Annotated in this window: 24 protein-coding genes and 2 pseudogenes; 8 read left to right on the forward strand and 18 right to left on the reverse strand. The window is 53.7% G+C overall.

The window, feature by feature from the left end:
- Nucleotides 1–100: 100 nt before the first annotated feature.
- Entirely contained in the window at nt 101–421 is a 321-nt protein-coding gene (locus tag G560_RS0114675; RefSeq protein ID WP_155947312.1) for an alpha/beta fold hydrolase, read from the forward strand.
- 385 nt (nt 422–806) lie between these two features.
- Here the strand turns inward: G560_RS0114675 and G560_RS0114685 are convergent, their stop codons facing one another.
- The 6 genes from G560_RS0114685 to hutI form a co-directional block, all read right to left on the reverse strand.
- Complete coding sequence (locus G560_RS0114685; protein WP_022705059.1) at nt 807–2,357, reverse strand: TRAP transporter large permease; 1,551 nt, start codon at nt 2,355–2,357, stop codon at nt 807–809.
- The gene (locus G560_RS0114690; RefSeq protein WP_022705060.1) at nt 2,354–2,851 is read right to left on the reverse strand and encodes a TRAP transporter small permease subunit; all 498 of its coding nucleotides are present in this window, start codon (nt 2,849–2,851) and stop codon (nt 2,354–2,356) included. Before G560_RS0114690 ends, G560_RS0114685 begins: the two co-directional genes overlap by 4 nt.
- 61 nt (nt 2,852–2,912) lie before the next feature.
- Nucleotides 2,913–3,998, reverse strand: coding sequence for a TRAP transporter substrate-binding protein (locus G560_RS0114695; RefSeq protein WP_022705061.1), 1,086 nt, complete (start codon nt 3,996–3,998; stop codon nt 2,913–2,915).
- Nucleotides 3,999–4,073: 75 nt separating this feature from the next.
- Entirely contained in the window at nt 4,074–5,747 is a 1,674-nt protein-coding gene (hutU, locus tag G560_RS0114700) for a urocanate hydratase (RefSeq protein WP_022705062.1), read from the reverse strand.
- The gene (gene hutG / locus G560_RS0114705; RefSeq protein WP_022705063.1) at nt 5,744–6,532 is read right to left on the reverse strand and encodes an N-formylglutamate deformylase; all 789 of its coding nucleotides are present in this window, start codon (nt 6,530–6,532) and stop codon (nt 5,744–5,746) included. Before hutG ends, hutU begins: the two co-directional genes overlap by 4 nt.
- Entirely contained in the window at nt 6,529–7,689 is a 1,161-nt protein-coding gene (gene hutI, locus G560_RS0114710) for an imidazolonepropionase (RefSeq protein WP_231575878.1), read from the reverse strand. Before hutI ends, hutG begins: the two co-directional genes overlap by 4 nt.
- A 116-nt stretch (nt 7,690–7,805) precedes the next feature.
- Here hutI and G560_RS0114715 point away from each other — a divergent pair, with 116 nt between their 5' ends.
- Together G560_RS0114715 and G560_RS0114720 are read left to right on the forward strand one after the other, a co-directional pair.
- Nucleotides 7,806–9,173, forward strand: a complete 1,368-nt coding sequence (locus G560_RS0114715; RefSeq protein WP_022705065.1) for a formimidoylglutamate deiminase — start codon at nt 7,806–7,808, stop codon at nt 9,171–9,173.
- Entirely contained in the window at nt 9,170–9,871 is a 702-nt protein-coding gene (locus G560_RS0114720) for a histidine utilization transcriptional repressor HutC (protein WP_022705066.1), read from the forward strand. Before G560_RS0114715 ends, G560_RS0114720 begins: the two co-directional genes overlap by 4 nt.
- Nucleotides 9,872–10,195: 324 nt before the next feature.
- Here G560_RS0114720 and G560_RS19405 read toward each other — a convergent pair.
- From G560_RS19405 to G560_RS0114755, 7 genes and pseudogenes are all read right to left on the reverse strand, one after another.
- A pseudogene (locus G560_RS19405) lies at nt 10,196–10,522 on the reverse strand (ATP-binding cassette domain-containing protein); the annotation flags it as partial.
- Entirely contained in the window at nt 10,522–11,973 is a 1,452-nt protein-coding gene (locus tag G560_RS19410) for an aspartate ammonia-lyase (protein WP_022705068.1), read from the reverse strand. The gene G560_RS19410 and the pseudogene G560_RS19405, both read right to left, overlap by 1 nt.
- Nucleotides 11,974–11,985: 12 nt before the next feature.
- On the reverse strand, nt 11,986–12,975 hold the full coding sequence (locus G560_RS0114735; RefSeq protein WP_022705069.1) for an agmatinase: 990 nt from the start codon (nt 12,973–12,975) through the stop codon (nt 11,986–11,988).
- A gap of 35 nt (nt 12,976–13,010) precedes the next feature.
- On the reverse strand, nt 13,011–13,799 hold the full coding sequence (locus G560_RS0114740) for an amino acid ABC transporter ATP-binding protein (RefSeq protein WP_022705070.1): 789 nt from the start codon (nt 13,797–13,799) through the stop codon (nt 13,011–13,013).
- Nucleotides 13,796–14,521 (reverse strand): amino acid ABC transporter permease, encoded by a 726-nt coding sequence (locus G560_RS0114745; RefSeq protein WP_022705071.1) that lies wholly within the window; start codon nt 14,519–14,521, stop codon nt 13,796–13,798. Before G560_RS0114745 ends, G560_RS0114740 begins: the two co-directional genes overlap by 4 nt.
- A gap of 2 nt (nt 14,522–14,523) precedes the next feature.
- Nucleotides 14,524–15,183: an amino acid ABC transporter permease gene (locus G560_RS0114750; protein ID WP_022705072.1), complete on the reverse strand. Its 660-nt coding sequence runs from the start codon at nt 15,181–15,183 to the stop codon at nt 14,524–14,526.
- Between the two features lie 69 nt (nt 15,184–15,252).
- Entirely contained in the window at nt 15,253–16,095 is an 843-nt protein-coding gene (locus G560_RS0114755) for a transporter substrate-binding domain-containing protein (RefSeq protein WP_028914134.1), read from the reverse strand.
- 328 nt (nt 16,096–16,423) lie between these two features.
- Between G560_RS0114755 and G560_RS0114760 the strand changes: the two genes are divergently transcribed.
- The 3 genes and pseudogenes from G560_RS0114760 to G560_RS0114770 all read left to right on the forward strand — a co-directional run bounded on the left by G560_RS0114760 (nt 16,424) and on the right by G560_RS0114770 (nt 18,799).
- On the forward strand, nt 16,424–17,368 hold the full coding sequence (locus G560_RS0114760) for a LysR family transcriptional regulator (protein WP_022705074.1): 945 nt from the start codon (nt 16,424–16,426) through the stop codon (nt 17,366–17,368).
- Between the two features lie 464 nt (nt 17,369–17,832).
- A pseudogene (locus G560_RS0114765) lies at nt 17,833–18,042 on the forward strand (hypothetical protein); the annotation flags it as partial.
- Nucleotides 18,043–18,187: 145 nt separating this feature from the next.
- Nucleotides 18,188–18,799 carry a DUF1989 domain-containing protein gene (locus G560_RS0114770; protein ID WP_022705076.1) on the forward strand — a complete coding sequence of 204 codons (612 nt, stop codon included), beginning with the start codon at nt 18,188–18,190 and terminating at the stop codon, nt 18,797–18,799.
- 12 nt (nt 18,800–18,811) lie between these two features.
- Here G560_RS0114770 and G560_RS0114775 read toward each other — a convergent pair whose 3' ends face one another.
- Nucleotides 18,812–19,357 carry a DUF3489 domain-containing protein gene (locus tag G560_RS0114775; protein ID WP_028914137.1) on the reverse strand — a complete coding sequence of 182 codons (546 nt, stop codon included), beginning with the start codon at nt 19,355–19,357 and terminating at the stop codon, nt 18,812–18,814.
- 10 nt (nt 19,358–19,367) lie between these two features.
- Between G560_RS0114775 and G560_RS21075 the strand changes: the two genes are divergently transcribed.
- Nucleotides 19,368–19,784, forward strand: coding sequence for a hypothetical protein (locus tag G560_RS21075; RefSeq protein WP_155947313.1), 417 nt, complete (start codon nt 19,368–19,370; stop codon nt 19,782–19,784).
- Nucleotides 19,785–19,815: 31 nt separating this feature from the next.
- Nucleotides 19,816–20,019, forward strand: a complete 204-nt coding sequence (locus G560_RS20040; protein WP_022705077.1) for a hypothetical protein — start codon at nt 19,816–19,818, stop codon at nt 20,017–20,019.
- Nucleotides 20,020–20,277: 258 nt separating this feature from the next.
- Here the strand turns inward: G560_RS20040 and G560_RS0114790 are convergent, their stop codons facing one another.
- From G560_RS0114790 to G560_RS0114805, 4 genes are all read right to left on the reverse strand, one after another.
- Nucleotides 20,278–21,357, reverse strand: a complete 1,080-nt coding sequence (locus G560_RS0114790; RefSeq protein ID WP_022705078.1) for an ABC transporter ATP-binding protein — start codon at nt 21,355–21,357, stop codon at nt 20,278–20,280.
- A gap of 12 nt (nt 21,358–21,369) precedes the next feature.
- Entirely contained in the window at nt 21,370–22,182 is an 813-nt protein-coding gene (locus tag G560_RS0114795) for an ABC transporter permease (RefSeq protein ID WP_022705079.1), read from the reverse strand.
- Nucleotides 22,179–23,024 carry an ABC transporter permease gene (locus G560_RS0114800; protein WP_022705080.1) on the reverse strand — a complete coding sequence of 282 codons (846 nt, stop codon included), beginning with the start codon at nt 23,022–23,024 and terminating at the stop codon, nt 22,179–22,181. The genes G560_RS0114795 and G560_RS0114800 overlap by 4 nt, the downstream gene beginning before the upstream one ends.
- 83 nt (nt 23,025–23,107) lie before the next feature.
- Entirely contained in the window at nt 23,108–24,232 is a 1,125-nt protein-coding gene (locus tag G560_RS0114805; RefSeq protein WP_022705081.1) for a polyamine ABC transporter substrate-binding protein, read from the reverse strand.
- Nucleotides 24,233–24,303 lie beyond the last annotated feature (71 nt).

The raw sequence follows: 24,303 nt of genomic DNA on the forward strand, positions 1-24,303 counted from the left end.
GCTTACCTCGGCTCCTTGGAAAGTAGGGCCGCAGTCGCAACATCTGTTCGTCAGTTAGCCAGTAAAGATTACTCATCATACCCCCAAATCATTGGGGTCCGTGAATCATAACCGCAAATCAGCAGCAAGGCATTTTATGGGTCCTGAGCCTAAGTTCTCTCATGCGTTGAAGCCAAATTTTTACGAATGGGATGCGGTTATGAATGAACAAACGTCTTTGTCAGAATGGGAAAGAGACTTGCCAAAGGGCACGACCGTCCTATCCGCTGCTGATACAGTTAAATCCATCGATGAAATCGTCGCTTTGATGCAAGAGAACTTTTCCGGATGGAAATTTGAACGAATCAATAAGGGAGGTCACATGGCGATAATGACCAAACCAGAACAGCTCAATCCAATAGTGATAGATGCGTTGATCTGAACGCTCGTTTGGGCTCACAACCGACTTTCGCTGCAGCTGCACACGAAATCAACGTAAAATCCAAGATTGAGCGGCGGCAATGCGGACGAAGCAGTCCTTGGCTCCGGCTGTATCAATGTCTGTTTTAGGCAGAATGCGCATATCCAGCAAAAAACGTGGGGCGGTGGGCTGCCGTTTAAAACGCACACGAGCGAATTCAATTCAACGCCCTCATGTGCCGCTTGCGGGTTGAGACCAACACCGAACGTATGTCCCCTTCATACGACCAAATCTTTCGGTTCAACAATGCTCACGGCGAGGATTTCATACTGTCCTGCGAAGGTCACCAATTCGACAAACTTGGTGACCTCCGGATGAACTGTCAACTTAAGTCGCAGGTCATGACTTAAAAGATGACGCTCGGAAGCCAAGTTGCAAGAAATGGCAGACTCCAAACGAGCAGAACTCCAATGGCTTGCAGGCCAATGAAAGGAATGACGCCTTGGTAAATTTGTCCTGTCGTGACCTCCTTTGGCGCGGCCGCACGCAGGTAGAATAGCGAGAAGCCAAACGGCGGAGTGAGGAAGCTGGTTTGCAAATTAATCGCCAGCAGAATGCCGAGCCAGATTGGGTCGTGGCCCATCAGTATCAATGACGGCGCGACCAGTGGCAGCACAATGACCGAGATTTCCACGAAGTCTAAAAAGAACCCCAACACAAAGACGAAGATCATCACAAAAAGTAGCGCGCCGTTTGGCCCACCGGGCAAATTTTCTAGCAAATGCGCCACCCGCTCTTCGCCGCCCAGACCTATGAACACCAGCGAGAAGAAGCCCGCAGCAAGGATGGTCGCAAAGATCATCGCGGTCATGGTGAGAGTGGAATCCAGCGCCTCTTGAACGATCTTTCCGCGGATACCCGCACGCAAGGCAAGAAACACGGCATATGCGCCGATTAAGGACATCACGGCATAAGCCGCGCCAATCGCCCAATGCAGAACACTGGCATCTGCCCGTTGCAGACGCACAGGAAAGACGCCAGACAAGACGCCCAAGAGGACAAGCGCCCCGGCACCCAAAAGGATCATCTTCGGGTTAATCCCAATCTTGCGACCCGCCATCAAAAGCGCACCAATAGCACCCACACTCGCGGCTTCGGTCGGCGTCGCAATACCTCCCAAGATCGCGCCGAGGACAGAAAAAATCAGCAAAACAGGTGGTAAAATCGCCCCCAGCACTTCCGCGCGCGTCGGCTTTTCTAGGCCCAAATCAGCAGCAGGCATGTCCTGCGGGCGTAGGTAGCCACGGATCAGGATATACAGCAAATAAAGCACCACAAGCATCAGACCCGGGATGATCGCAGCCGCGAAAAACTGACCGACTGAAAGAGCCTCTACAGAGAACTTTCCCTGCTCGTATTGCGCTTGTTGGTAGGAGTTTGACATCACATCAGCCAAGATAATCAGCAAGGTCGAAGGCGGAATAATCTGCCCCAATGTACCCGCCGTGCAGACGATCCCAGCGGCGAGGCTTGGTTTATATCCAGCCTTCAACATTGTCGGCAGGGCGATCAGGCCCATGGCGACAACGGTCGCACCCACGATACCTGTAGAGGCCGCGAGCAGCGCGCCGACGAGCACCACTGAAATGCCCAAACCGCCGCGCAACTGACCAAAGGATCGGCCCATAGTATCGAGCAGTACTTCGGCGATGCGGCTTTTCTCAAGGATCGCTCCCATCAAAACAAACACTGGGATTGCGATGAGAACTTGGTTGCCGATCAGACCGTAAGCGCGCTGGCCCAACGCTCCTAAAAGGCTTACATCCATTACCCCGTTCATCCAGCCCAAGTAGGCAAAGGCAACCGCCACACCCGCAATACTGAACGAGACAGGGAAGCCTGAGAGAATAGCGACCATCAAGGCTCCAAACATGAGGATATCAAGATATTCGGTCATGATGTGGCCTTTCCATAAAGCAGGCGAATGAGAAGGGAAACTGACTGCAAGAGCACCAAAACGCAGAAAGCAGGAATGAGGGATTTCAACAGAAACACTGCCTCTATCCCGCCCACGGAAATCGGGCCTTCAAGAATTTTCCAGGAGTTGCGAACCGACGGCCACGACCAATAAAGCAGGGCGGTCATCGACGGTATGAGCAAGAAGATGTGTCCGAAAATATCGATTTGGCGTTGCCGCTTTGGCGTCGCCTTGGCGTAAAACACATCAACGCGAACGTGTTTATCGACGAGCAACGTAAACCCAGCGGCAAGCATAAAGAGGGTCGCGTGCATATAAAGTACGCTTTCTTGGGCTGCGATGGAGTTCACCCCGAACACATAGCGCCCAATCACAATCGAGAATTGCACCAACACCATAATCAACGCTAACCATTTGATAATGTGGGCTATATTGATGTTGAGGCTGTCTATTAAATCAGCAATTCGAAGCATCGTCCCCTCCCAAGGTTCATGTCGAAGCGGTGCGCAGATAATCCGCGCACCGCATTTGCTTTTAGTAGCCGAAGATGCCTGCACGTGCGTTCATCTGGCCGTTGTCGGCGTAGGTCATATAGCCGCCGACCAGATCGCGGTAGGCAATAAAGCTTGCCGTGATGCGTTGCACCAACTCGTCTTCGTCAGCCAGAAGTTCAGCGATGATTTCTTCTGCTGCAACGCCCATGGCCGCGATCACGTCGTCTGGCAGTTTGCGCACTTGCACGCCGTGCTCTTCGACCAAAGCCTTGAGAGACTGTGCGTGTTTGGTGGTGTATTCCGTCCAAACTGGGTTGTAGAGGCCCGCACAGGCTTGGCTCACAACTTCCTTGAGATCGTCAGGCAAAGCCGCGAACACTTCTGCGTTCACGCCGCACTCTTCTGCGGATGAAGGCTCACCAACGCCGGGCCAGTAGTAGTAAGGCGCCACTTGGTAATACCCGAGCGCGGAGTCAGTCCAAGGACCGATAAACTCGCCCGCATCCAATGCGCCAGTTTGTAGGGCTTGGAACATCGCAGGGCCGCTCATGGCTTCGGCCGCCATACCGAGCTTTGTCGCCATCTCGGACGCGAGGCCTGTGGTGCGGAATTTCAAACCCTTGAGGTCTTCGACCGAGTTGATTTCCTTTTTGAACCAACCTGCCCACTGCGGGCCAGAGTTGCCGCAAAGGAATGGCTTGATGCCAAAACGACCATACATTTCGTCGTACAGCTCTTGACCACCGCCGTGGATCATCCAGCCTGCTTGCTCGTCTGCACGCAGGCCAAAAGGTTGCGAACCAAACAGCAAAATACCCTTAGACTTGGAACCCCAATAGGCAGGAACCGCGTGGTAAAGCTCGGCTGTACCCTCGGATACCGCGTCAAACACGCCGTTACCCGGAACGATTTCACCAGCCGCATAAAGCGTCACTTTGATCCGGCCACCCGAAAGCGTGGTGATGCGATCTGCAAGCGTTTGGGCCGCCACACCTGGTCCAGGCAGGTTCTTTGGCCATGCAGAAACGAGTTTCCACTCGCGCACGTCTTGTGCAACCGCTGGGGCTGCAAGGGTCGTTGCTGCGGCGCCGACGGTGCCTACTGTTAGAAACTTACGTCTGTCCATTTGTCTTCTCCTTGTTGAATGATGTGAGTGGTGGTCAGGTGGGGCCATCTTGCGCGGCCTTCACCAGTTGTTTGTTTAGTTGCCCAAAATACGGGGCAGGCGCAGTTTGTTCGCCCGCGCACAGTCGAGTGCTTCTTCGTAGCCCGCGTCGGCATGACGCCAGACACCGCTGGCTGGGTCATTCCAAAGCACGCGCTCAATCCGCTTGGCAGCCTCTGGCGTTCCGTCCGCACAGATCACAACGCCAGAGTGCTGGCTAAAGCCCATGCCCACGCCGCCGCCGTGGTGGATCGAGACCCAAGTCGCACCCGACGCCGTGTTGACCAAGGCATTCAAAAGCGGCCAATCGCTGACAGCATCAGAGCCGTCTTTCATCGCTTCTGTCTCGCGGTTTGGCGAGGCAACGGACCCTGAATCGAGGTGGTCACGACCGATGACAATTGGGGCTTTCAACTCGCCATTTGCGACCATTTCGTTGAACGCAAGACCCGCACGGTGACGATCCCCAAGCCCGATCCACGCGATACGTGCAGGCAATCCTTGAAACGCAATGCGGTCTCGCGCCATATCTAGCCAGTTATGCAAGTGTTTGTTATCAGGGAACAATTCCTTCATCTTCTGGTCGGTTTTGTAGATATCCTCCGGATCACCCGACAGGGCCACCCAACGGAACGGGCCAATGCCGCGGCAGAACAGCGGACGGATATAAGCAGGCACAAAACCGGGGAAGGCGAAGGCATCTTCCAGCCCTTCTTCCAGCGCTATCTGACGAATGTTATTGCCGTAATCCACCGTCGGCACGCCAGCGTTATGGAAATCCACCATCGCGGCAACTTGCGTACGCATACTTGCACGGGCAGCTTTTTCGACGGCCTTTGGATCGCTCTCGCGCTTTTCCTTCCACTGGCCCATGGTCCAGCCCTGCGGCAGATAGCCGTTGACAGGGTCATGCGCAGACGTCTGGTCGGTCACGATGTCTGGACGCACGCCGCGCTTATAAAGCTCGGGGAAAATGTCGGCAGCGTTACCAAGCAAAGCCACCGATTTCGCTTCGCCCGCCGCCGTCCACTTCTCGATCAACGCCAAAGCTTCATCAAGGCTATCGGTCTTTTCATCCACGTAACGGGTGCGCAGACGGAAATCGATACTGTCAGGATTACACTCAACCGCGAGGCAGCAAGCACCGGCCATCACAGCCGCCAAAGGCTGCGCGCCGCCCATCCCGCCAAGGCCACCCGTCAGGATCCATTTACCCTTGAGGCTGCCGTCGTAATGCTGACGACCTGCCTCGACGAATGTCTCATAAGTCCCCTGCACAATGCCTTGGGAGCCGATGTAAATCCACGAACCCGCAGTCATCTGGCCGTACATCGCCAGACCCTTTTTATCGAGTTCGTTAAAGTGGTCCCATGTCGCCCAATGCGGCACGAGGTTGGAGTTCGCGATCAACACGCGCGGCGCATCTTTATGGGTCTTCACAATCGCAATCGGCTTGCCCGATTGCACCACCAGCGTCTCATCTTCCTCAAGGTCCTTGAGGCTGGAGACGATCACATCGAAATCCTCCCATGTCCGCGCAGCACGGCCAATGCCACCATAAACCACCAATTCATGCGGGTTCTCGGCCACGTCGGGGTGCAGGTTGTTCATCAGCATCCGCAGCGGTGCTTCTGTCATCCAGCTTTTCGCGTTTAATTTGGGTCCCGTCGGTGGGTAGATGTCGCGGGCATTTTTGCGCGGATCGCTCATGATGGCCTCCAGTTGGATAGGGTTTCTAGGATTGATTTCAGATGTTTGCGAAGTGCATCGGCCTTGTGGGGCACATAGTCCCAGGGCGGGCTTTCGATCATATAAGTCGACTGTGCGAGCTCCATTTGGATCGCGTGTAGCCCCTCATCGGGCCGCCCATAATGGCGCGTCGTCCAGCCGCCCTTAAAGCGCCCGTTAAGGATGGACGTATACCCTTCGGCCCCCAAACAAATCTCGCGGACAGCGCTCTCAAGCGCAGGCGCACAGGTCGTCCCTTCATTCGTGCCGATGTTAAAATCAGGCAGAACCCCATCAAAAAGGAACGGGATTTGGCCACGGATCGAATGGCAATCATACAAAATCGCGAAGCCATGGATCGCTTTCACCCGCGCCAGTTCCGCCTTAATCGCGGCATGGTAGGGCGCATGGTAAGTATCGCGGCGACGGACGATTTCGCGCTCATCAGGCTCTTGTCCCTCAAGGTAAATCGGCAACCCGTCAAAATCGGTCAGCGGGCAAAGCGTCGTGGTATTCTGCCCCGGATACAGGCTCAGACCTGAAGGATCACGATTGGCATCAATCACATAGCGATGGACCCGCGTGCGCACCGTCGAAACACCCGTAACCAGCCCCGCATAAAGCCCATCAATATGCCAATCCGTATCTGCCATCGCGCGCCCTGTTTCGTTCAATCGGGCCAAACAATCGACAGGAATATCCGTGCCCGTATGCGGCAGGCCCAGGACGAGCGGGTTATTACCTTGGGTGATCTCAACGTGGCTCATTTTGCGCCTCCAAAGATGCGGGCATGAAGCGGCGTGATCCCGATCCCGTAAGAAAGCTCGGCAGGCGTTCCGACATCCCAAATCGCCAAGTCGGCACGCAGACCTACCCGGATTTCACCACAATCGGCGAGGCCTAAGGCCTTGGCCGCGTTGCGTGTAGTACCCGCCAACGCCTCGGCGGGCGTCATCCGGAACAAGGTGCAAGCCATGTTCATCGCGAGCAGAATGGACCCCAATGGGGAAGACCCCGGGTTCCAATCTGTGGCGACGGCCATCGGCACGCCTTGATCGCGGAAGGCTTGCACGGGCGGGGCTTGAGTTTCGTGGATGGTGTAGAAAGCGCCCGGTAGGATCACAGCGATAGTGCCTGATTGGGCAAGCGCTTTTGCATCATCGGCGGTGGCATATTCAACGTGATCGGCAGAAATCGCCCCATATTTCGCAGCCAAAGCTGTGCCGCCAATATGGCTCAACTGCTCGGCATGCAGTTTAACGGGCAAGCCTAGCGCCTTGGCCTCATCAAACACACGGGCTATTTGGGCCGTATTAAATGCTATCCCCTCGCAGAAGCCGTCCACCGCATCCACCAGCCCTTCGGCATGGGCAGCATGCAGCGCGGGAATGCACACCCTATCGATATAGGTGTCGGCATCGGTGCCCGCAGGCACGGCATGAGCGGCAAGGAAGCTGGTCTTCACACGGATGGGGCGTTGGGTTTCAATTGCCCGAGCAACCCGCAGCATTTTCAATTCGGCCTCAAGGTTCAAGCCGTAGCCTGACTTGACCTCAATACAAGCGGCGCCTTGCGCGATGAGAGCGTCAACGCGGGGCAAAGCATCCGCAAGAAGTTGGGCCTCGCCCGCGGCGCGGGTAGCCGTCACAGTTGAAACAATACCACCACCAGCCCGTGCGATTTCCTCGTAGCTCTTACCATTCAGGCGCATCTCGAATTCATTTGCGCGATTGCCGCCGTGCACGATGTGGGTGTGGCAGTCAATCAATGCAGGGGTGACGAGGCGACCGTCATAGTCCTGCGTCGGAAGGTCTTGGTATGCGGCAGGCAAGTCGATGCTAGGTCCGACCCACGCAATCAAACCGCGCTCAATGACAATCGCGGCATCAGCGATCAGACCGTATCCATCAGGTGACGATACCATCGTGGCAGCTGTGACACCGGTTATGATCTGCGATGCGGTCATGATGCCTCCTCTTGCATTTTAACCTACTTAATATTAATATGTACATACATAATAAAGTCAATGGAGTTGTTGAATTGAAAATAATTCATGCAAAACAAGCGCTTATTGGTGGTAAGTGGATGTCAGACGTCCAAGTCAACATCTCTGATGACGGGCGAATCGCGCAAATCGGGAATCAGACCCAATCAGCAACCGATAAGGTCGCGGTGTTGTTGCCCGCCCCATTGAACCTGCACAGCCATACATTTCAACGCGCCATGGCGGGATTGACCGAAGCGCGAGGGTACGATCCGCATGATAGCTTTTGGAGTTGGCGGCGGTTGATGTATCGATTTCTTGACCAGCTCACACCTGACCACGTCGAGGCGATTGCATCACTTGCGTTTATGGAGATGGTCGAAGCGGGATATGGAGCGGTGGCTGAGTTTCACTACCTCCACCACGACGTTGGCGGCGTAGCTTACGGTAATCTCGCGGAGATGTCAGACCGGATTGTGGCGGCCGCGACCAATGTCGGCATTGGCCTGACACTTTTGCCGGTTCTATATCAATACGGTGGTTGTGACCTGCGTCCTCTTGCAGGTGGGCAGCGCCGCTTTGGCAATAACCCCGAGCAGTTCCTGCGCTTGCACGACGGGGCAACCAAATCCGTCAAAACAGCGGCAGCAGACTTCAATATTGGCACAGCGCCTCATTCTTTGCGGGCGGTCGATCCTCGCGGGTTAAAGACTGTTGTTGATGCCGCGACCAGTGGCCCCATTCATATGCACCTAGCCGAGCAAGTCGCGGAAGTCGAAGAAGTCCAAGCCCATTGGAGCGCTCGACCTACGGAATGGTTGCTTGCAAACCACGACGTTGATGCGCGTTGGTGCCTGATCCACGCAACACAGCTCAACGACCAAGAAGCCCACGACCTTGCAAAATCTGGTGCCGTGGCGGGGCTATGCCCGATTACGGAATCCAATTTGGGCGACGGGATATTCAGAGGCACTGACTATCTGGGCCATGGCGGTGTCATTGGTTTTGGATCCGACTCTGACGTGCATATTTCATTGTTTGAAGAGCTGAAAACGCTAGAGTATTCACAACGGCTCCGTGACAAATCGCGGGCTGCGCTGGCAACAAGTGCGAAGTCGACAGGGCGTGTTTTGCTGGACGCTGCCAACGCAGGTGGTGCACAAGCGGGCGGGCGCAATTCCGGTGAGATAGCAATTGGCAAATGGGCCGATCTCATTGGGTTGGATGATGACAACCAATGGCTCTGCAATCGTAGCGGCGACGCGCTGCTCGATAGCATGGTCTTTGGCGGCTGGGGGCAGGCCTGCATCACGGATGTTTGGAGCGCAGGACGACACTGCGTGAAAGAGGGTCGTCATTTTGCGCGCGAGGCGATAGTCAGGAACTACAAAACCACGATGCAACAACTGGAAACTTCAATTTGAACCGAGACCTTCGCCTTTCATGGACTGACGTTCGAGATCGGATACAGGCGCGCATTTTTGATCGCACCTATGCGCCCGGCGATAAGCTGCCCAAAGACGACGAGATTGCGGAGGACTTTGGCTGTGCGCGCAGCACCGTGCAACGCGCAATGCAGGATTTATCGCAAAGCGGCATCGTTGAGCGTAGGCGCAAGGGAGGCACCACCGTCCGCGCAGATCCAGTTACACGTGCCACCGTCGATATTCCGATTACGCGTCGTGAAGTTGAAGAGCGCGGCTGCAAATATGACTATCAATTAATCCGACGTGAAATGGAGATCGCTCCAAAATCTGTTTTGGCGCGCTTTGGGATGAAAGTTCCAATCAGTTTACTGCATATCGAGGCGCTTCATCTCGCAGACAATCGGCCTTACATTTTGGAAGATAGATGGGTGTGCACGACAACGGTGCCGGAAATCATGAACGTCGATCTTGCGCAAAAAAGTGCAAACGAGTGGCTTGTGAGGAATAAACCGTTTAGCCGCTGTGATATGAGTTTTTACGCGACTAAGGCATCTCATGATGTCGCGGCGCAGTTGGACACTGAGTTGGGAGACGCCCTCTTAGTAATTGAGCGCACCACATGGATTGGCAGCGAACCGATAACGACGGTACAAGCGGTGACATCCCCAGGATATCAGCTTTTCACCCAAGGTTAGCGATCTGCATGGCTCTTTTGAGTGACGGCAGTCCAAAGTCGTTGGGCTCCAACAGACTTTGAAGCTTAAGCTCTTTTGTAACTGAAACTAAGTCTTTCGTCTCGCGAGCATCTGCACAAAGCCTTGCGACTTTCGTCCGCTTTCAATCCGCCACTTTAGGATTTGGTTGTGTTGAATTTCGCGGGAATTTGACCCAGTTTTCCGCAACGCCGTGACCCACTGGTTTCAATATTACCGCCGACTTTTCATGAGATTAACAAATTCCAAACGGGTCAGCGCCAAATGGAAAAGTGGGCCAATCTAAGACGAAAATCAACAGTTGAGTACCGACATTGGTGCGAGCTGACAATTTTGCAGAATGTTTAAGTGTGGAAATAGGTTGAAGTGCTGAAATACCATCCCAACGTGACGCCGCACGGCATCCGCCGAACGCTCGCCACCATCCAACTCGATCTTATCGACGACAATTTGACCACTCTGATGTTTCTCGAGTCCGTTTAAGCAGCGGATTAGAGTGGACTTTCCCGATCCGGAAGGTCCACAGATCACGATGCGTTCGCCTTTTTGTACTGCGAGGTCAATATCAGTAAGAACTTGGAATGCGCCGTACCATTTATTGAGTTCGTGTATGTTGACAATAGGTTCGACCATCACGCGTTTATCTCCCCAAGTGGAACAATTGGCAGCGCATCTTGCAAAGCCATCCGTAGGGGATTGAGGATGTCCGCAATTTTTGTAGGATCAAGCCCATGCCGAACGGCAACTTCTGCCACAGAGCTGCCGCTAGTAAGCGCCTCTTTGGCTATGCGGGAAGCCTCTGCATAGCCGACGACCGGAACAAGAGCCGTAGCCAAAGCAATAGTTGAATGAGCCCCAGCCTCACAGCGCGCGTCGTCAGCAACAATACCAGACACGCACTTCTGAGCCAAAATTTTCATCGCATGGGTCAACAGCCTCATTGAGGTTAGGATATTGTAAATGATCACTGGCTCGAAAGCATTAAGTTGCAGCTGTCCATGCTCCGCTGCAAATGTGACAACAAGATCATTGCCTATAACTTGAAAACAAACTTGGTTCACAGCTTCAGGTATGACTGGGTTTACTTTGCCCGGCATAATGGAAGAACCAGGTTGAACAGCAGGCAAAGCAATTTCACCAATGCCACTGCGCGGACCGCTCGCTAACAGTCGAAGATCGTTGCATATCTTGGAAAGCTTCACAGCAATCCGCCGTAGGGTTCCCGAGAATGTAACGAAGCCACCTGTATCCCAGCTGGCTTCAAACAAATTAACAGACGATACGAAGGGCTCTCCAGAAATCTGCGCGAGCTCTTTTACCGCGTGCTGGATGTATTCCTGAGATGCGTTAATTCGCGTGCCAACAGCTGTGCCGCCAAGGTTAATCTCCCGAAATAATGCTGCCGACTCGTCTAGTCGGCTCATATCTTCCCGAAGAGTGGCGGCAAATGCGCCAAATTCCTGCCCCAGCGTCATCGGCACTGCATCCTGAAGCTGGGTGCGCCCAACCTTGACCACATGCGAAAATGCGCCAGACCGCTCCTCTAAGGCTGCTATCAAGCCGCGTAAACTGTCTTGCAGCGCAGCTCTGCTAATTAATGCCGAAAGCCGCACTGCCGTAGGATAAACATCATTCGTTGATTGAGAACGATTAACATCGTCGTTTGGATGGAGCTGTCCATATTCACCTCGCGCATAACCCATACTCTCCAACCCCCGATTGGCAATTACCTCATTTGCATTCATGTTGGTTGACGTCCCCGCGCCGCCCTGGAACACATCGACGACGAATTCAGCGTCAAGCTTGCCAGTTATGAGGTCAACGCAAGCCGCTTCGATAGCAATTAGCTTTTTCTCCGAGAGAAAGCCGGTGGCGTGATTGGCGCGGGCGCAGGCCAACTTAACCATTCCCAAAGCACGAACGAGTTCCGGAAAATGTCCAATTGGGATGCCCGAGATATTGAAATTATCAAGAGCACGGGCCGTCTGCCCACCGTAGAGCACATCTTGCGGCACTGCGAGGATACCAAGGGCATCCTCTTCGTTGCGCGTATGTGTTTGAATGTGAGGTGGACTTTGTGGCATAGGATTTGCCCCTTATTTTGCGATAACAGGCGCTGTCACGTTTTGAGTCGCATCAAAATAACCAGCTCGCACCGCCGCTCCGATTAAGTTAACAAAAAACCGTCCCGCGGCGATTGCGGTAAGTTGATTTACATCCTTTGACGGCGTAATTTCGACAATATCCATACCAACGACACGCCCCTTGCGTACCAGGCCGTGCAGAAGCTCGCGCGCTTGCATATAGGTTACACCACCAAATGCAGGACCCGCGACGCCTGGCATGACGGAAGGGTCAATCCCATCGGCATCAATCGTGATGTAATAGCGTCCACCGTCCGGGATCCGATCCAGAACTGCCTTCATGCCGACCTCGTGCAACTCATAGGCGGGAATAATATTTGCACCGTAGGCCACTGCGGCATCGTATTCCTCTGGGCGAGCGGTACCTTGGGCGCGGAGGCCGATCTGATAGATTTCATTTACATGATCCATCTCGGACGCACGGCGGATTGGGCTTGAAAGCCCATCATGGACCCCGTTGATATGATCGCGCCAATCGAGATGAGCATCGATCTGGATCAGCGTAATGGGACCTTGGTCATCGTAGGCTCGCAGCACCGGAATCGGAATCCCGTGATCGCCCCCGATGATCAGAGGCAGCGCCCCTGCAGCAAGAATTTTGCGAACCGCCTCTTCAGCGTTGCGCAAATGCGCTGTCATGTCCTTTGGGTCGCCCACGACATCCCCACAATCGACAGCGCGGATATTTCGGCCATCATAGAGCGTTCCGCCGATGTCAAAATCGTACCGATCAAGCAATCGCACCGCGCGATCAGTCGCTTGCCGAACGGCTGTTGGAGCTCGGCTCTGGTCATTGGCTATCTCATCAATCGTGTAGGCCGAGCCATAAGGAATTCCAAGAAAGGCGATATCCGCTTCAAGCGTGTCGAGATCGGTATGAACGGTAGAGTAGAGCATGCTCGTATGGCCATGTTTCGGAGGCGAGGTAAGTTTGCGTGTCATGGTGGTTCTCTTTCGCTTTGGAGCTTTTGGGTGGGTTAGGCGGAACAGCCCATAACTGGGCTATCAATCTGCGAGAGAAACTCGCGCAGACGGGGATTCTTGGGGTTGGTGAGAAGCTCTTCGGCTGGGCCTTCTTCGGCAACATACCCGCCATCAAGAAATATCACGCGGTCCGCGACATGGCGGGCGAAAGCTATTTCATGCGTAACAATCACCATTGTCACTCCGCTCTCCGCTAACTCACGCATGAAAAGCAGGACTTCTTTGACAATTTCTGGATCTAGCGCCGAAGTCGGCTCATCAAACAACATAAGCTGAGGTTCAAGTGCCAATGCACGCGCGATCGCTACGCGTTGTTTTTGACCACCTGACAGCGCGGCGGGAAATGCAGTCGCTTTATCGGCCAAACCAAAACGGGTGAGGAGTACCATCGCATCAGCCTCGACTTCAGGTCGGGGCCGCCGTTGTACCTTGATGGGCCCCCGCGTGATATTCTCCAGCACGCTGAGATGCGGCCAAAGGTTGAATTGCTGGAAAACAAAGCCCATGCGCGGGCGCAGTTTATCGATCTGGCTATGTGACTGCATGCGGACCTTGCCCCCTGCCATCGGTTCACGCCCGATATAAACATCCCCCAATTCGACGAAGCCGCCGTCGGGAAAGGTCAAATGATTTATGCAACGCAAAAGTGTACTCTTGCCGCAGCCAGACGGGCCTATAATGCAGATCACTTCGCCCGCCATGACCTCTAGACTGATGTCACGCAGGGCCGGAACAGCACCAAAGGATTTGGACAGATTGGTAACTTTGAGCAACGATTTCATTCCTGAACCCTCTTAGTTCCGATCTGGAGATATTTGTCGGCAAGGCTGTGGCGGTTTTGATTGCCACCTTGTGCGATACCCGCACGCCGCTCGATCCCATGCATAAACCGGGCAAAGATCGACGTTATCAGCCAATAAAGCACTGCCGTCGTCATGAAAACTTCGAACGGTGCGAAGGTCGCGCCTTGGACAACAAGTCCCTGATAGGTGATTTCTGCCACGGTTATAGTGCTGAGAATCGAAGTTTCCTTGATCATCGAGATCGAGGTATTGGTCGATGGAGGCAGTAGAAGGCGCAAAGTTTGGGGCGCCACAATCTCCCGCATCCCCATGAAATAGGACATGCCAACGGCCCTCGCAGCTTCCATTTGACCTTTTGGCACAGCCAGAACAGCACCTCGGATCACCTCGGAGAAATATGTGCTGGCGTAGATCGCAAGCGCCAGGGTACCTACGACTGCCTCTGGAAGCCGGACGCCGGCAAAAGGCAAGCCGTAGAAAAAGATGTAAACGACCACAATGAAAGGGACGTTGCGAAACCACTCAACATACGCTCCCGAAACCCAACGCAGCCACCAACGATGCGACAGCGCCATGAGCGCCACAGGGATCGACAACAGAAAACCAATGCCAATTGAAATAAATGCGATGACAAGCGTTAAAACAGCACCCTTGGCAAATAACTGCCAATTATCCACAATGATGGAAAAATCGAGTGTCATAGCTAGCCCCTCCGTGCTGCAAAGCGCGTTTCAAGGTGTTTTCCGGCTTGGCTTATCGCCAGGTTAAGCGCAAAAAGAATTACGGCCGCTGCCAATAGCGGTTCGAGGGGGCGAAATGTGGTGTTTGCGATCTGTTGCGCGGTGCGGAGCACTTCGATCACGGTAATCACTGATAGAAGTGCAGTGCCTTTAACGACGGTGGTTAACTCGTTGACCAGTGGTGGAAGGATGCGGATGTAGAGCTGCGGTAGGATGACTCGACCCCAGATTGCCCGTGGCCGTACGCCAAGCGCAATTGCCGCTTCAACCGGTCCAGTATCCATTCCCGACAGCCCTCCCCGCATGATCTCAGTAATGAAGACTGAACTGTTGACGGCAATTGCCAGGACCCCTGCCTGAATTGGTGTCAAGTCCAGTCCGATCGCCGGCAGCCCATAGTAGAATAGAAAGATTTGTACGAGGATTGGCGTTCCCCTGACAAAGCTGATCAAGGTAGATATTGCGCCATTTACTATAGAAATACCAAAACTGCGCAGGATCGTCAGGGTTGTTCCCCCGAGCATTGCCAACGACATTGCAACGATTGCGATTGTCAGGTTGGTGAAGGCCGCACGAGATAGACTGGGAAACGCCCCGATCATACCCCAAAAATCGAAATCCATTGGCTGTCTCCAGATATTCTACGACTTCAGGCTAACGACGCTGATGCATGATCAGCGCCGCTATTGAAATTAGAGCGCGCCTTCGGGCAAGTATCCCTGCTCAGGTAATTCGATGATCATCCCGAGCCATTTCTCTTGGATCTCTGCGAAACGCCCACTCTTCTTTAAGTCAAGAATGACAGCATTGATCGCATCACGCAGATCCTGATCTTCTGACCGCACAACCCAAGCGTTCAAGCTCTGTGTCTCTGCGGCTTTCCCAATAAGTTCAAAAACGCCGGGCCGTTCGGCCATCAAGGCTTGCAAAACCGGCAGACCTGCCATTGCGACATCTGCAGTGCCATTTGCCACGGCAAGGAAGGAATCATTGAACGTTGGAAACAACTTGAGATCCCCAAATCCCTCGCCGTCCGCTTTTAGCCGCCCGTCAAGGCTTTTCGCAACCGGGTCCACGGCCGAAGCCAACTGCGTCGCAACAACCTTGCCCCGCAGATCCTCGATTGTGGCTATGTCCGTATTTCCCGCGCGCTTGATGGCATAAGCGGTGCTATCGGCGATCGGCAGAGTATAGGCATAGCGAGCAGCACGCTCAGCATTGATGCCGACTGAAGTTGCAACGAAGTCGAACTTCCCCGCGATAAGGCCAGGCAAAATTCCCTGGAACGGAAGATCGAGTTGCTCGATTTGAACCCCCCACGCATTTGCGATCTCGTCCAAGAGATCGCGGCCAAATCCTACGATTTTGCCATCCTTGACGAATTCGAAGGGCGGATAGGCTGCCTCTGTACCTACCACCATCGTTTTTGTCCGTTGGATCTTCTCATAGGTAGTTTCGGCGCTCGCGGGTAGCAGCATAGCAAAGGTTGCGGCAATACCAAGCGACATTGTTACTAAAACTCTGCGGGTGATCATGTTGATTTCCTCCCATGTTTGATCAGCGCCGACAGTAACAACGCCGCAGATTCGCACAACAGAAAATGATAAATACTCATTTAGTTAGACTATCGCGAAAGATCAGCTCCCGAGCATTGAGTGCGCCGATAATCACAAAATTTACTATATAAAACACAAACTTGATTGCAAATTTAGATGTCGTACTTGCGAATTTACATTCTAGACATTTTCCTTTCCATGTGAAATATTCCTGATCATCATTCCTTAGATTCATGAAGGGAGGCCGCAAATTCCTCTTCCTCAACAACCTCTAGATGCTAGGCGCCCTGCAACAGATATCTATTCGTTGCAGATCTATCTGTCGGTCTACAACTCAGGCAGCATGACCGTAGCAGCTCAAGAATTCAGACAGACTCAGTCAGCAGTATCTCGGCACATTGCGCGAATTGAGGCCGATTTGGGCGTCAAGCTATTCGAGCGCCAAAGCCGTCCACTGGTTCCCACTTCCGCAGGGCGCCAACTTGCAAAATTAGCTGGGCAATTCATTGCTCAGGCAGCATTGTTCCGTTCAGAATTTGGCAATTTGGGGGTCAGGATACAGTCCCATTTGCGCTTAGGGGTGGTGGATTCTTTGGCAGACCCTTTGGTGCCAGAATTGATTAAATCAACCCGGCACCTCGTGGACACTGTGTCTGTAATGGCCGGCCATGTTGAGCCCTTGCGGACGAAATTTGTCAAGCGTGAGCTGGACGCCATAATTTCACCAGACCCGCTCGATGATCTAGACGGGTTCGACCGTCACGAAATTCTGTTCGAGAAGTTTGTCGTTTTAGCACCGCGAGGAACCATTCCATTCGTTGACGAAGAAACTTTCCGCCACTTTACTTCGACCATTCCAATGATACGCTCGACAGCATCCACAAGTATCGCCCAACGAATAGAACAGCATTTTCGCCGAATGAGACTGATTGTACCGCAAGGATCCTCCTGTGACACGATCGATTCTATTGTCAATTTCGTAGCGGCCGACTTAGGTTGGTCTATTCTTACCCCGACTTGCTTACGCAAGTGCATTAATCACATGCCATTCATACAGGTTCTTCCTTTGCCAGGGCCCGGATTCTCACGCCGAGTCTATTTGGTAACGCGAAGCGAAGAACTTAAACCCCTCAAACTGCGGCTGTCGGACGCGTGTCGAGATATTTTTTCCAGTAAATACTTACCTGCGCTCCATGCCATTGCCCCTTGGCTCGCCGAGGAAACCACTATTTCCGCCAATAGTACTAAATAGTTTTGGCTTGTATTTTCGAATATTTCGAAAAGCGGACGGGAGCTCCAACGGTGGATAAAAATGCTTTCAATAAATGAACCAGTTTGATCTACGCTGCACACAAATGACTGGAATGAGAGACGCTAGATCCGAGTTCCAGTCACGACGCCCCCCTCGGCATGGTTCTTCCCCGGCCCCTAACGTATACGGGGGGGCGCAGCGCGGCATTTCGCTAGCGACGGGATTCTTCACGGGGAAATCCAGGTGGAATCCACTTCGAAAAGTGCTCGCAATAAAATTGTTTAATAACAGTTTGTTGCGAGACACAATCTGCCCCTCGGGGTGGATTCTTGACAAAAACCCCAAAATCCACCTCGGGAATCCAGGAAGCCACTTTGGAATCCACCCAAGCCAGCAGCATCACCTGAAAATTATGCTTCGCGAGAAGGCCTTAAATCGGCTACGAAATTTCAGCTGGCAAGGCTGTCTGGCACGGCGCGCTGCATGCCATGACCGTCGCCGACAACCTTGTTGCTGCGGGCTCCGCCGTGCGGTCCCAAATCGTCTGGGCCAAGGACCGCCTCGTTCTCAGCCGGGGCGATTACCACTGGCAGCAGTTCACCGGCGCCAATACCGTGTTGACCGAGACGGGCGAAACCTTCGCCGACTTGAAGGCGAAAAGGCTGGCGATATGAATGCGCGCCGTTGCCACGGGTTGTTGACAAAACGGCTCCAAACCTTCGCTCAGTAAACGATGAGAGTGCTGGTTGTATCTTGACCCTCCCGATATCGAATGTGACTGTTTGTCGATCAATTCAATGACAACACCGATGGCAGAGGATGAAGGACATGATGATAGACCTCCAGGTGGTCCCTGCACGGCGCGGGCGGGCAGTCCGAGTTACCAAAGGAAAAGCCATTCAAATCATAAATACCCATGGCAAGCAGGTCGTGGACACCTGGTGTTTCAATGCCGACGACCTGTCCGAATTCATGTCGATGGAGCATCTGCACGCGACGCTTCAGGGCATTTTTCCCGCGAAAGGTGATGCCCTAACCACAAATCGGCGGCGACCTATTCTAATTCTGGAAGAGGACACTTCACCCGGGCGTCATGACACAGTCATCGCAGCGTGCGATGTGTACCGCTACGCCATGTTGGGGTGCCGAGAGTATCACGATAATTGTACTGATAATCTGCATGCCGCGTTGGCGCAGCTCGATCTGCGCGCGCAGGGCTGCCCGGCACCGCTGAACCTGTGGATGAATATTCCCGTAGAGCCTGACGGAAAAATCATATGGGGCGAGCCGCTTAGCAAGCCGGGAGACTATGTGACGCTGCGCGCTGCGATCGACTGCATCGTGGTTATGTCAACCTGCCCTCAAGATATGATCCCGATCAACGGGGCTGACTGCAAACCGACCGAGGTTCATTACCGACTGCTCGACTGACGGGACCGTAAATCATGCAATCTCGCGGATGATCCGGTAAACCCTGCCCCTGCCGTGTTCCTTCGCCGAGGTCACGACCAACCCCAGTTTCTTGCCCAAGGCACCCGACATCGCACCCCTCGCGCTGTGTGCCTGCCAGCCGGTTGCAGCGATGATCGCCTCCATCGTGGCGCCTTCTGGGGCTTGAAGCAACGCGATCAGCATCGCCTGCTTGGTCCCAGCGCGCCGGGTCGGTTGCTTCGCTTCTGGCGTCTCGGCAGTAGGATTGCGGATGGCCGCCACCGTCTTGACCACCACCAGCTCGATTCCGATGGCCAGCAGACACGCGTCGGTCACCACAAGCGTGGTGCCGTGACCATCACCGGTTTCGCGCCAAAGCGGTTCACCCTGCCGCAGGTTGGCGTTGACCTCTAGGAGCCAACCGTGTGCGATCATCCTGCCGACGGCCATCTTCGCCGCCACGCCATGCAGCCCTTTGGGCAGCGGCAGGGCGATGTTGTCAGGGCGCTGGGCCCCAGCGCTGAGGATGATGATCTGAGTCTCAGACAGTTTTGTCATGGTGGGGTCCATGGATCTAGACTCGGATAATTCGCGCACTCATACCGAGCCAAACCCCGCCATTGCGGGGCTGGTCCGGAGTGCGTTCGCCTATCTCAGCGTGCTCGCCTTCTTTGAAAGCGCTTTCAGTGATCTGGCGAAACAAGCTGGCGTAATGGGTCATGGTGCCGACATTGCCCCAGTTGATCTCGTCGGAGTTCGTCCCGAAGTGGCCGTTGCTGAGATTGGTCAGTCGCGCCAGCATGGCATCGATGTCGGCTTTCGCTGCGATAAATGCGTTCTAAGCTTTGTCATTCTGTACTCTGGCGCGGCGAGAAGTCATGGCTGTGGCTCCGTGGCTGAGTTGGATCAATCTGGCACAGTCAGATTCGCTCCATTGCAGAGTGTGATCAACTCAATACCAAGCAATTTCAATGCTTTAATTTGATTATACAGTGCCGTGAAAGGTATGTCTGAGCGTGAGTATTCAGCCCGTTCTGGATGTCGCGCGGAGCAATCCAGAAGCCCGCAAGGCCAGTTGGCTGGTGGTTGACAGCGATGGGCCGATCAATGCCGCCGCATCCGATGTGCGCCACGGTGAGATGACCGAACCGGATCAGCAACGCACAGCACCCGCTGTGATCGCGGGTTCTCCGGGCCAGCAAACAGCTCGTCGTACCTGAAGGCCCGCACTGCACTGACCGTCTACCAGGCGTCCTCGTTACCGAAGTCGGAAGCGAGCAGAAAAGCATCATTTATACCCACTCTGAAATGAAACTAGGGGCGAGTTCAGCCGACCGTATGCAACATTGCCTATACATAATGAATGCAGTTGAGCTATCTTCATTCGGTCATTTCCACCTAGCCCTTCTCCGCCGCCGTGATCTGCGACCATCTCTGTTGCTGACGGCAGTACAACGCTGGCAAGCCAATGTGTGATTTTAAGCATCGGAAACCAAATGCGTTTCGTTCGGTCGCCATGACACGTAAAGTGGTTGCCCCACATCAATAGGAAGCGCGGCGAGTGTGTCGTGGTCCTTTTGTACACGCAATTCAGAACCATCTTCTGCTTCAAGATAAATCGTCGCAGTAGCACCTGTAAATTCTTCGCCGATAATCTTTGCATGCACAAAATCAAACTCTGACCCAGGTTCTTCGACGCTCAAATGTGACCGCGTGTCCAAAACAACCATTGTTGTGCTGCGCCCTTTTTGCGGGCTTGTCCCATCCTGCGGTAAGCGAAATTTACCAACGGGTGTTGCTAGCATTCCATTGCCATCAGATTTGCCAGAAAAGATGTTAGACGAACCAAGGAACTCGGCAACAAACCGCGTTTTTGGGGCCCGATAAATTTCCTGTGCCGTTCCGACTTGCTCTACAATACCTTTGCTCATGATGACGACGCGGTCCGCCATCGAAAACGCCTCGGACTGGCTGTGCGTGACGTAGACAAACGTGATACCGAGTTCGCGTTGCAGGCCTTGAAGCACCGATTGCATACGCACCTTCAAATGGGCATCGAGTGCCGACAGAGGTTCGTCAAGCAAGAGGATTTCAGGCTCTACCACCAAAGACCGCGCAAGAGCGACGCGCTGCCGCTGACCGCCAGAAAGCTGTGCAATATTGCGGGTGGCAAATTCGGAAATTTGCATCCGCTCAAGCCAATTTTCCGCGCGTGTGCGGCGTTCTTTGGCACCGACACCGCGCATTTTAAGCGCGAATTCGACGTTCTCGATGACGTTCAGAAAAGGAAAAAGCGCAAGGCTTTGCCATACCATCGGCGTGTCACGCTGCCATGTTGGTAGATCGTTGATCGGCTTGCCGCTCAGCCTAATCTCACCTTCAGTCGGCGCGTCAAGGCCAGCAAGCATCCGCAGAGTCGTGGTCTTGCCGCAACCGCTTGACCCCATAATCGCAAGGAACTCACCCTTGTGGATTTCCAGATCCAGCTTCTGAACAGCGACAAAGGCACCAAACTTTTTGATAACCCCGTTGAACGTGACCAATGGTTCACTTTGCATTTAAAATAGCTCCTAGTCTTTGGCAGGGGTTTCGCGTGTCTGCCGAGTCAGCAAAATCTGCGCGATAATAACGAGGGTCATTGATGTGACGAATACGAACGTGCCGATGACGTTGATGCGGGGGCTGACCTGTCCCTGCAAAAAGCCCAAAACTTTTACGGGCAACGTTTCATTCAGCCCGGATACAAACCACGCGATGGCGAATTCATCGAAGGAAACCGCCATTGTGATGAACAACGCCCCAAAGATCGCGGGGAGGCAAAAAGGCACAATGACATAGCGCATCGCGGCCCATTCTGATGCCCCAAGATTCCACGCGGCGGCCTCAAGATCTGGATCCATTTGCGACAGGCGCAGTCGGCTGATGGCCATCGCAAAGGGAGAGCAGATCACGATATGCGCGATGATCACAGACACGCTTTGGCCTGACAGATTAATGCGGGACAGATAGGCCAGCATCGCCAAACCAAGGATAACAACCGGAATGGTCGGCGGTAACAAAGCGAGTGCCATATAAACGGGCTTGCCGAAAAACCTATAACGAAAATCGGTATAGGCTGCACCAAATCCCAACGCTGTGGACACGACGGAAACAATAATCCCGACGAAAAGCGTATTCCCCAATCCATCCCAGACAAGCGGGTCATTCGCCACCGCGCGGTACCATTCGGTTGAAAAAGCGCCGAGCGGAATGGAGGGGAAACGGTCTGAGTTGAACGAAAAGATAAAGCTGGCCGCGATCGGCGCAAAGACAAAGGCAAAGCTGAGGACAACATAAAACCGTAGTCCAATCTCGATGAACCTGCTGCGGTTGAAGTCATTCATTGTTCGCGCCCCTTATAGGCAAAGCGTATGGCTGCAAAAGCAACAGCGAGCAGCGTTCCAATCATCGTAAGGGCAATGACAGCCGCCCGCGGCCATTGTTGACCCGATTTCGTGGTATCTGTGATAAGGATTGAAAGCGTCGTTGGATCGCCTCCGCCCAGATAGATCGGGCTGACAAAATCACCAAAGCTGAGGATGAAACAGAACAGTGCTGCGATGACCAAACCCACCCGTGCCGACGGGATGACAACCTCAAACACTGTGCGCAACCGACCACAGCGCAGGTTATGGGCCGCTTCGATCAGGGTCCGGTCAATAAACATCAGGCTAAAGAGTTGCAACAGCACGACGAGCGGAAAGCACAGTGTCAGATAGCCAATCATCGTGGCAAAGACGGTGTTCAGCATCGCGATCTTTTCCAAGCCGACCAGCGCCAAAAAGCCGTTTATAATACCGTTGTCGGATAGGAAAATTTGCCAAGAATAGACCCTGACGAGATAACTCGTGAAAAACGGGATAACCATCATGAAAATCGCAAGCTGTCGGGCCTTTGGACCCAGCTTGAACGCTATGGCAAAGGAGCAGGGAAAAGCCAGAATGCTGGTGATCACCGACGCCGCAGCGGCCATCGCGAATGTCAGGCCGTAAGATTGCCAAAAGATCGACCGGCCATACATCGTGACCCAATTGATTGTGTCGAAGTCCGGCTGCATCCGAAAATTCTTGACGGTCCAAAAGCTTAGAGCAACGAGAAACGCCAGCGGGAACACAAAGAAGACGACCTGCCAGATGAAAAGCGGCAGCGAAAAAGTCAGACTATATAATGAGATACGCTTTCGCATTTTTGGACACTCTCCGAGCATTTTCCGAGTTGAAGTCTTTTTGAAATAAGGGTCGGCGGGCATTGCCGCCGACCCTCTTAAAATCACGAGCCTTTGTATTCCGACCAGAAGTCGTTCCACTCTTCAAGGCTTTGCTGCACAGGCCATTGCCGGTTCTTGATCCGACCCGCCCGGATCATTTCGATCACGTTGCCTGCGTCCTTGGTCATGCCCTGACGCTTGGCTTCGGCAGGATTTTCGACGTTCAGCACGTCCCAGCCCTTTTGGTTTGGGATAAGCGCAGGATAGGCCGCCATCTGGGCAGATTTAGCCTGACCTTTGGCCGAGGTGATATACTGAATCCACTTCTTTGCCAGTTCGGCCTTGGCCGAGCCTTTGCCGATCGAGAAGCATTCAGACCACTGCAGACCGCCTTCTTCTGGAATCGCCGAACGCACCTTGGCGCCGTTCTTTTCCAGCACGCCTGTAATCCAGTCGCCGATCCCCGCGAAGGCCAGCATCTGACCATCGTTTAGCGACGAGAAGGTGCCACCGTAATCGAAGAAACCGCCGATCTGCGGACGCAGTGACATGGTTTTGTCCTTGACGGCCTGCCATGCGGCCGCGTCGATATCATAGGGATTCGCGTTGCCATTCAACTGGCTGATCTGGCCGAGGTTCGGTAAATGCCAGTCAAAATGCCCGACTTTGCCCTTCAGCTTTTCATCCCAGAACACGTTGTATGTCGACGCTTCCGCCTCTGTCAGCGCATCAGTATTGTACGCGACGCCAAGAAAGCCGAACCGGGTAACGAGCGAGAACAGCTTGCCGTCGCTCCAGTTGCCGGGGAAGTTCTGGAATTCGGGGTAGTAATCGTCAATTTCATAGTCGCTTGCGGTAAGCTCTTCGACATAGCCCGCCTGTTGCAGCGCCTGAACATATTCGGCATCCGACAGAATCACATCAAAGGTGCCCACGGGAGATTGCGAAATCAGCCCCAACATGTTGTCACCGCCAGTATAGTATTTCGGTACAAACTTGACGTTGTTCTCAGCTTCAAACTCGGCAACGATATCAGGCTCTGCGTGACCATACCAAGCCAACATCGTCAGCTCGGTTGGCGCAGCAAAAGCCCGTCTGCTGAACATCGGCGTTGCCAATGTGGCCGCACCTGTTGCGAGGAGGGCTCGCCGTGTAAGGCCCGACTGAAGAATGTTTGATTTTGTCATTGTAAACTCCCTTTTGGTGCAGTTTTTCGACGAATTAGCTTTGAGCGTAGGCTAGGCACTATCATTTGCAA

Origin of the sequence: Pseudorhodobacter ferrugineus DSM 5888, assembly GCF_000420745.1 — a bacterium.
Lineage (GTDB): Bacteria > Pseudomonadota > Alphaproteobacteria > Rhodobacterales > Rhodobacteraceae > Pseudorhodobacter > Pseudorhodobacter ferrugineus.

Coding starts and splice junctions, on each gene's coding strand:
- G560_RS0114775 (WP_028914137.1), bottom strand. CDS start 19,357: ATGACAAAACTGTCTGAGACTCAGATCATCATCCTCAGCGCTGGGGCC.
- hutI (WP_231575878.1), bottom strand. CDS start 7,689: ATGGTATCGTCACCTGATGGATACGGTCTGATCGCTGATGCCGCGATT.
- hutG (WP_022705063.1), bottom strand. CDS start 6,532: ATGAGCCACGTTGAGATCACCCAAGGTAATAACCCGCTCGTCCTGGGC.
- G560_RS0114695 (WP_022705061.1), bottom strand. CDS start 3,998: ATGGACAGACGTAAGTTTCTAACAGTAGGCACCGTCGGCGCCGCAGCA.
- G560_RS0114750 (WP_022705072.1), bottom strand. CDS start 15,183: ATGGATTTCGATTTTTGGGGTATGATCGGGGCGTTTCCCAGTCTATCT.
- G560_RS0114745 (WP_022705071.1), bottom strand. CDS start 14,521: ATGACACTCGATTTTTCCATCATTGTGGATAATTGGCAGTTATTTGCC.
- G560_RS0114770 (WP_022705076.1), top strand. CDS start 18,188: ATGAAGGACATGATGATAGACCTCCAGGTGGTCCCTGCACGGCGCGGG.
- G560_RS0114755 (WP_028914134.1), bottom strand. CDS start 16,095: ATGATCACCCGCAGAGTTTTAGTAACAATGTCGCTTGGTATTGCCGCA.
- G560_RS0114795 (WP_022705079.1), bottom strand. CDS start 22,182: ATGAATGACTTCAACCGCAGCAGGTTCATCGAGATTGGACTACGGTTT.
- G560_RS0114685 (WP_022705059.1), bottom strand. CDS start 2,357: ATGACCGAATATCTTGATATCCTCATGTTTGGAGCCTTGATGGTCGCT.
- hutU (WP_022705062.1), bottom strand. CDS start 5,747: ATGAGCGATCCGCGCAAAAATGCCCGCGACATCTACCCACCGACGGGA.
- G560_RS0114690 (WP_022705060.1), bottom strand. CDS start 2,851: ATGCTTCGAATTGCTGATTTAATAGACAGCCTCAACATCAATATAGCC.
- G560_RS0114805 (WP_022705081.1), bottom strand. CDS start 24,232: ATGACAAAATCAAACATTCTTCAGTCGGGCCTTACACGGCGAGCCCTC.
- G560_RS19410 (WP_022705068.1), bottom strand. CDS start 11,973: ATGCCACAAAGTCCACCTCACATTCAAACACATACGCGCAACGAAGAG.
- G560_RS0114800 (WP_022705080.1), bottom strand. CDS start 23,024: ATGCGAAAGCGTATCTCATTATATAGTCTGACTTTTTCGCTGCCGCTT.
- G560_RS0114740 (WP_022705070.1), bottom strand. CDS start 13,799: ATGAAATCGTTGCTCAAAGTTACCAATCTGTCCAAATCCTTTGGTGCT.
- G560_RS21075 (WP_155947313.1), top strand. CDS start 19,368: ATGGATCTAGACTCGGATAATTCGCGCACTCATACCGAGCCAAACCCC.
- G560_RS0114735 (WP_022705069.1), bottom strand. CDS start 12,975: ATGACACGCAAACTTACCTCGCCTCCGAAACATGGCCATACGAGCATG.
- G560_RS0114790 (WP_022705078.1), bottom strand. CDS start 21,357: ATGCAAAGTGAACCATTGGTCACGTTCAACGGGGTTATCAAAAAGTTT.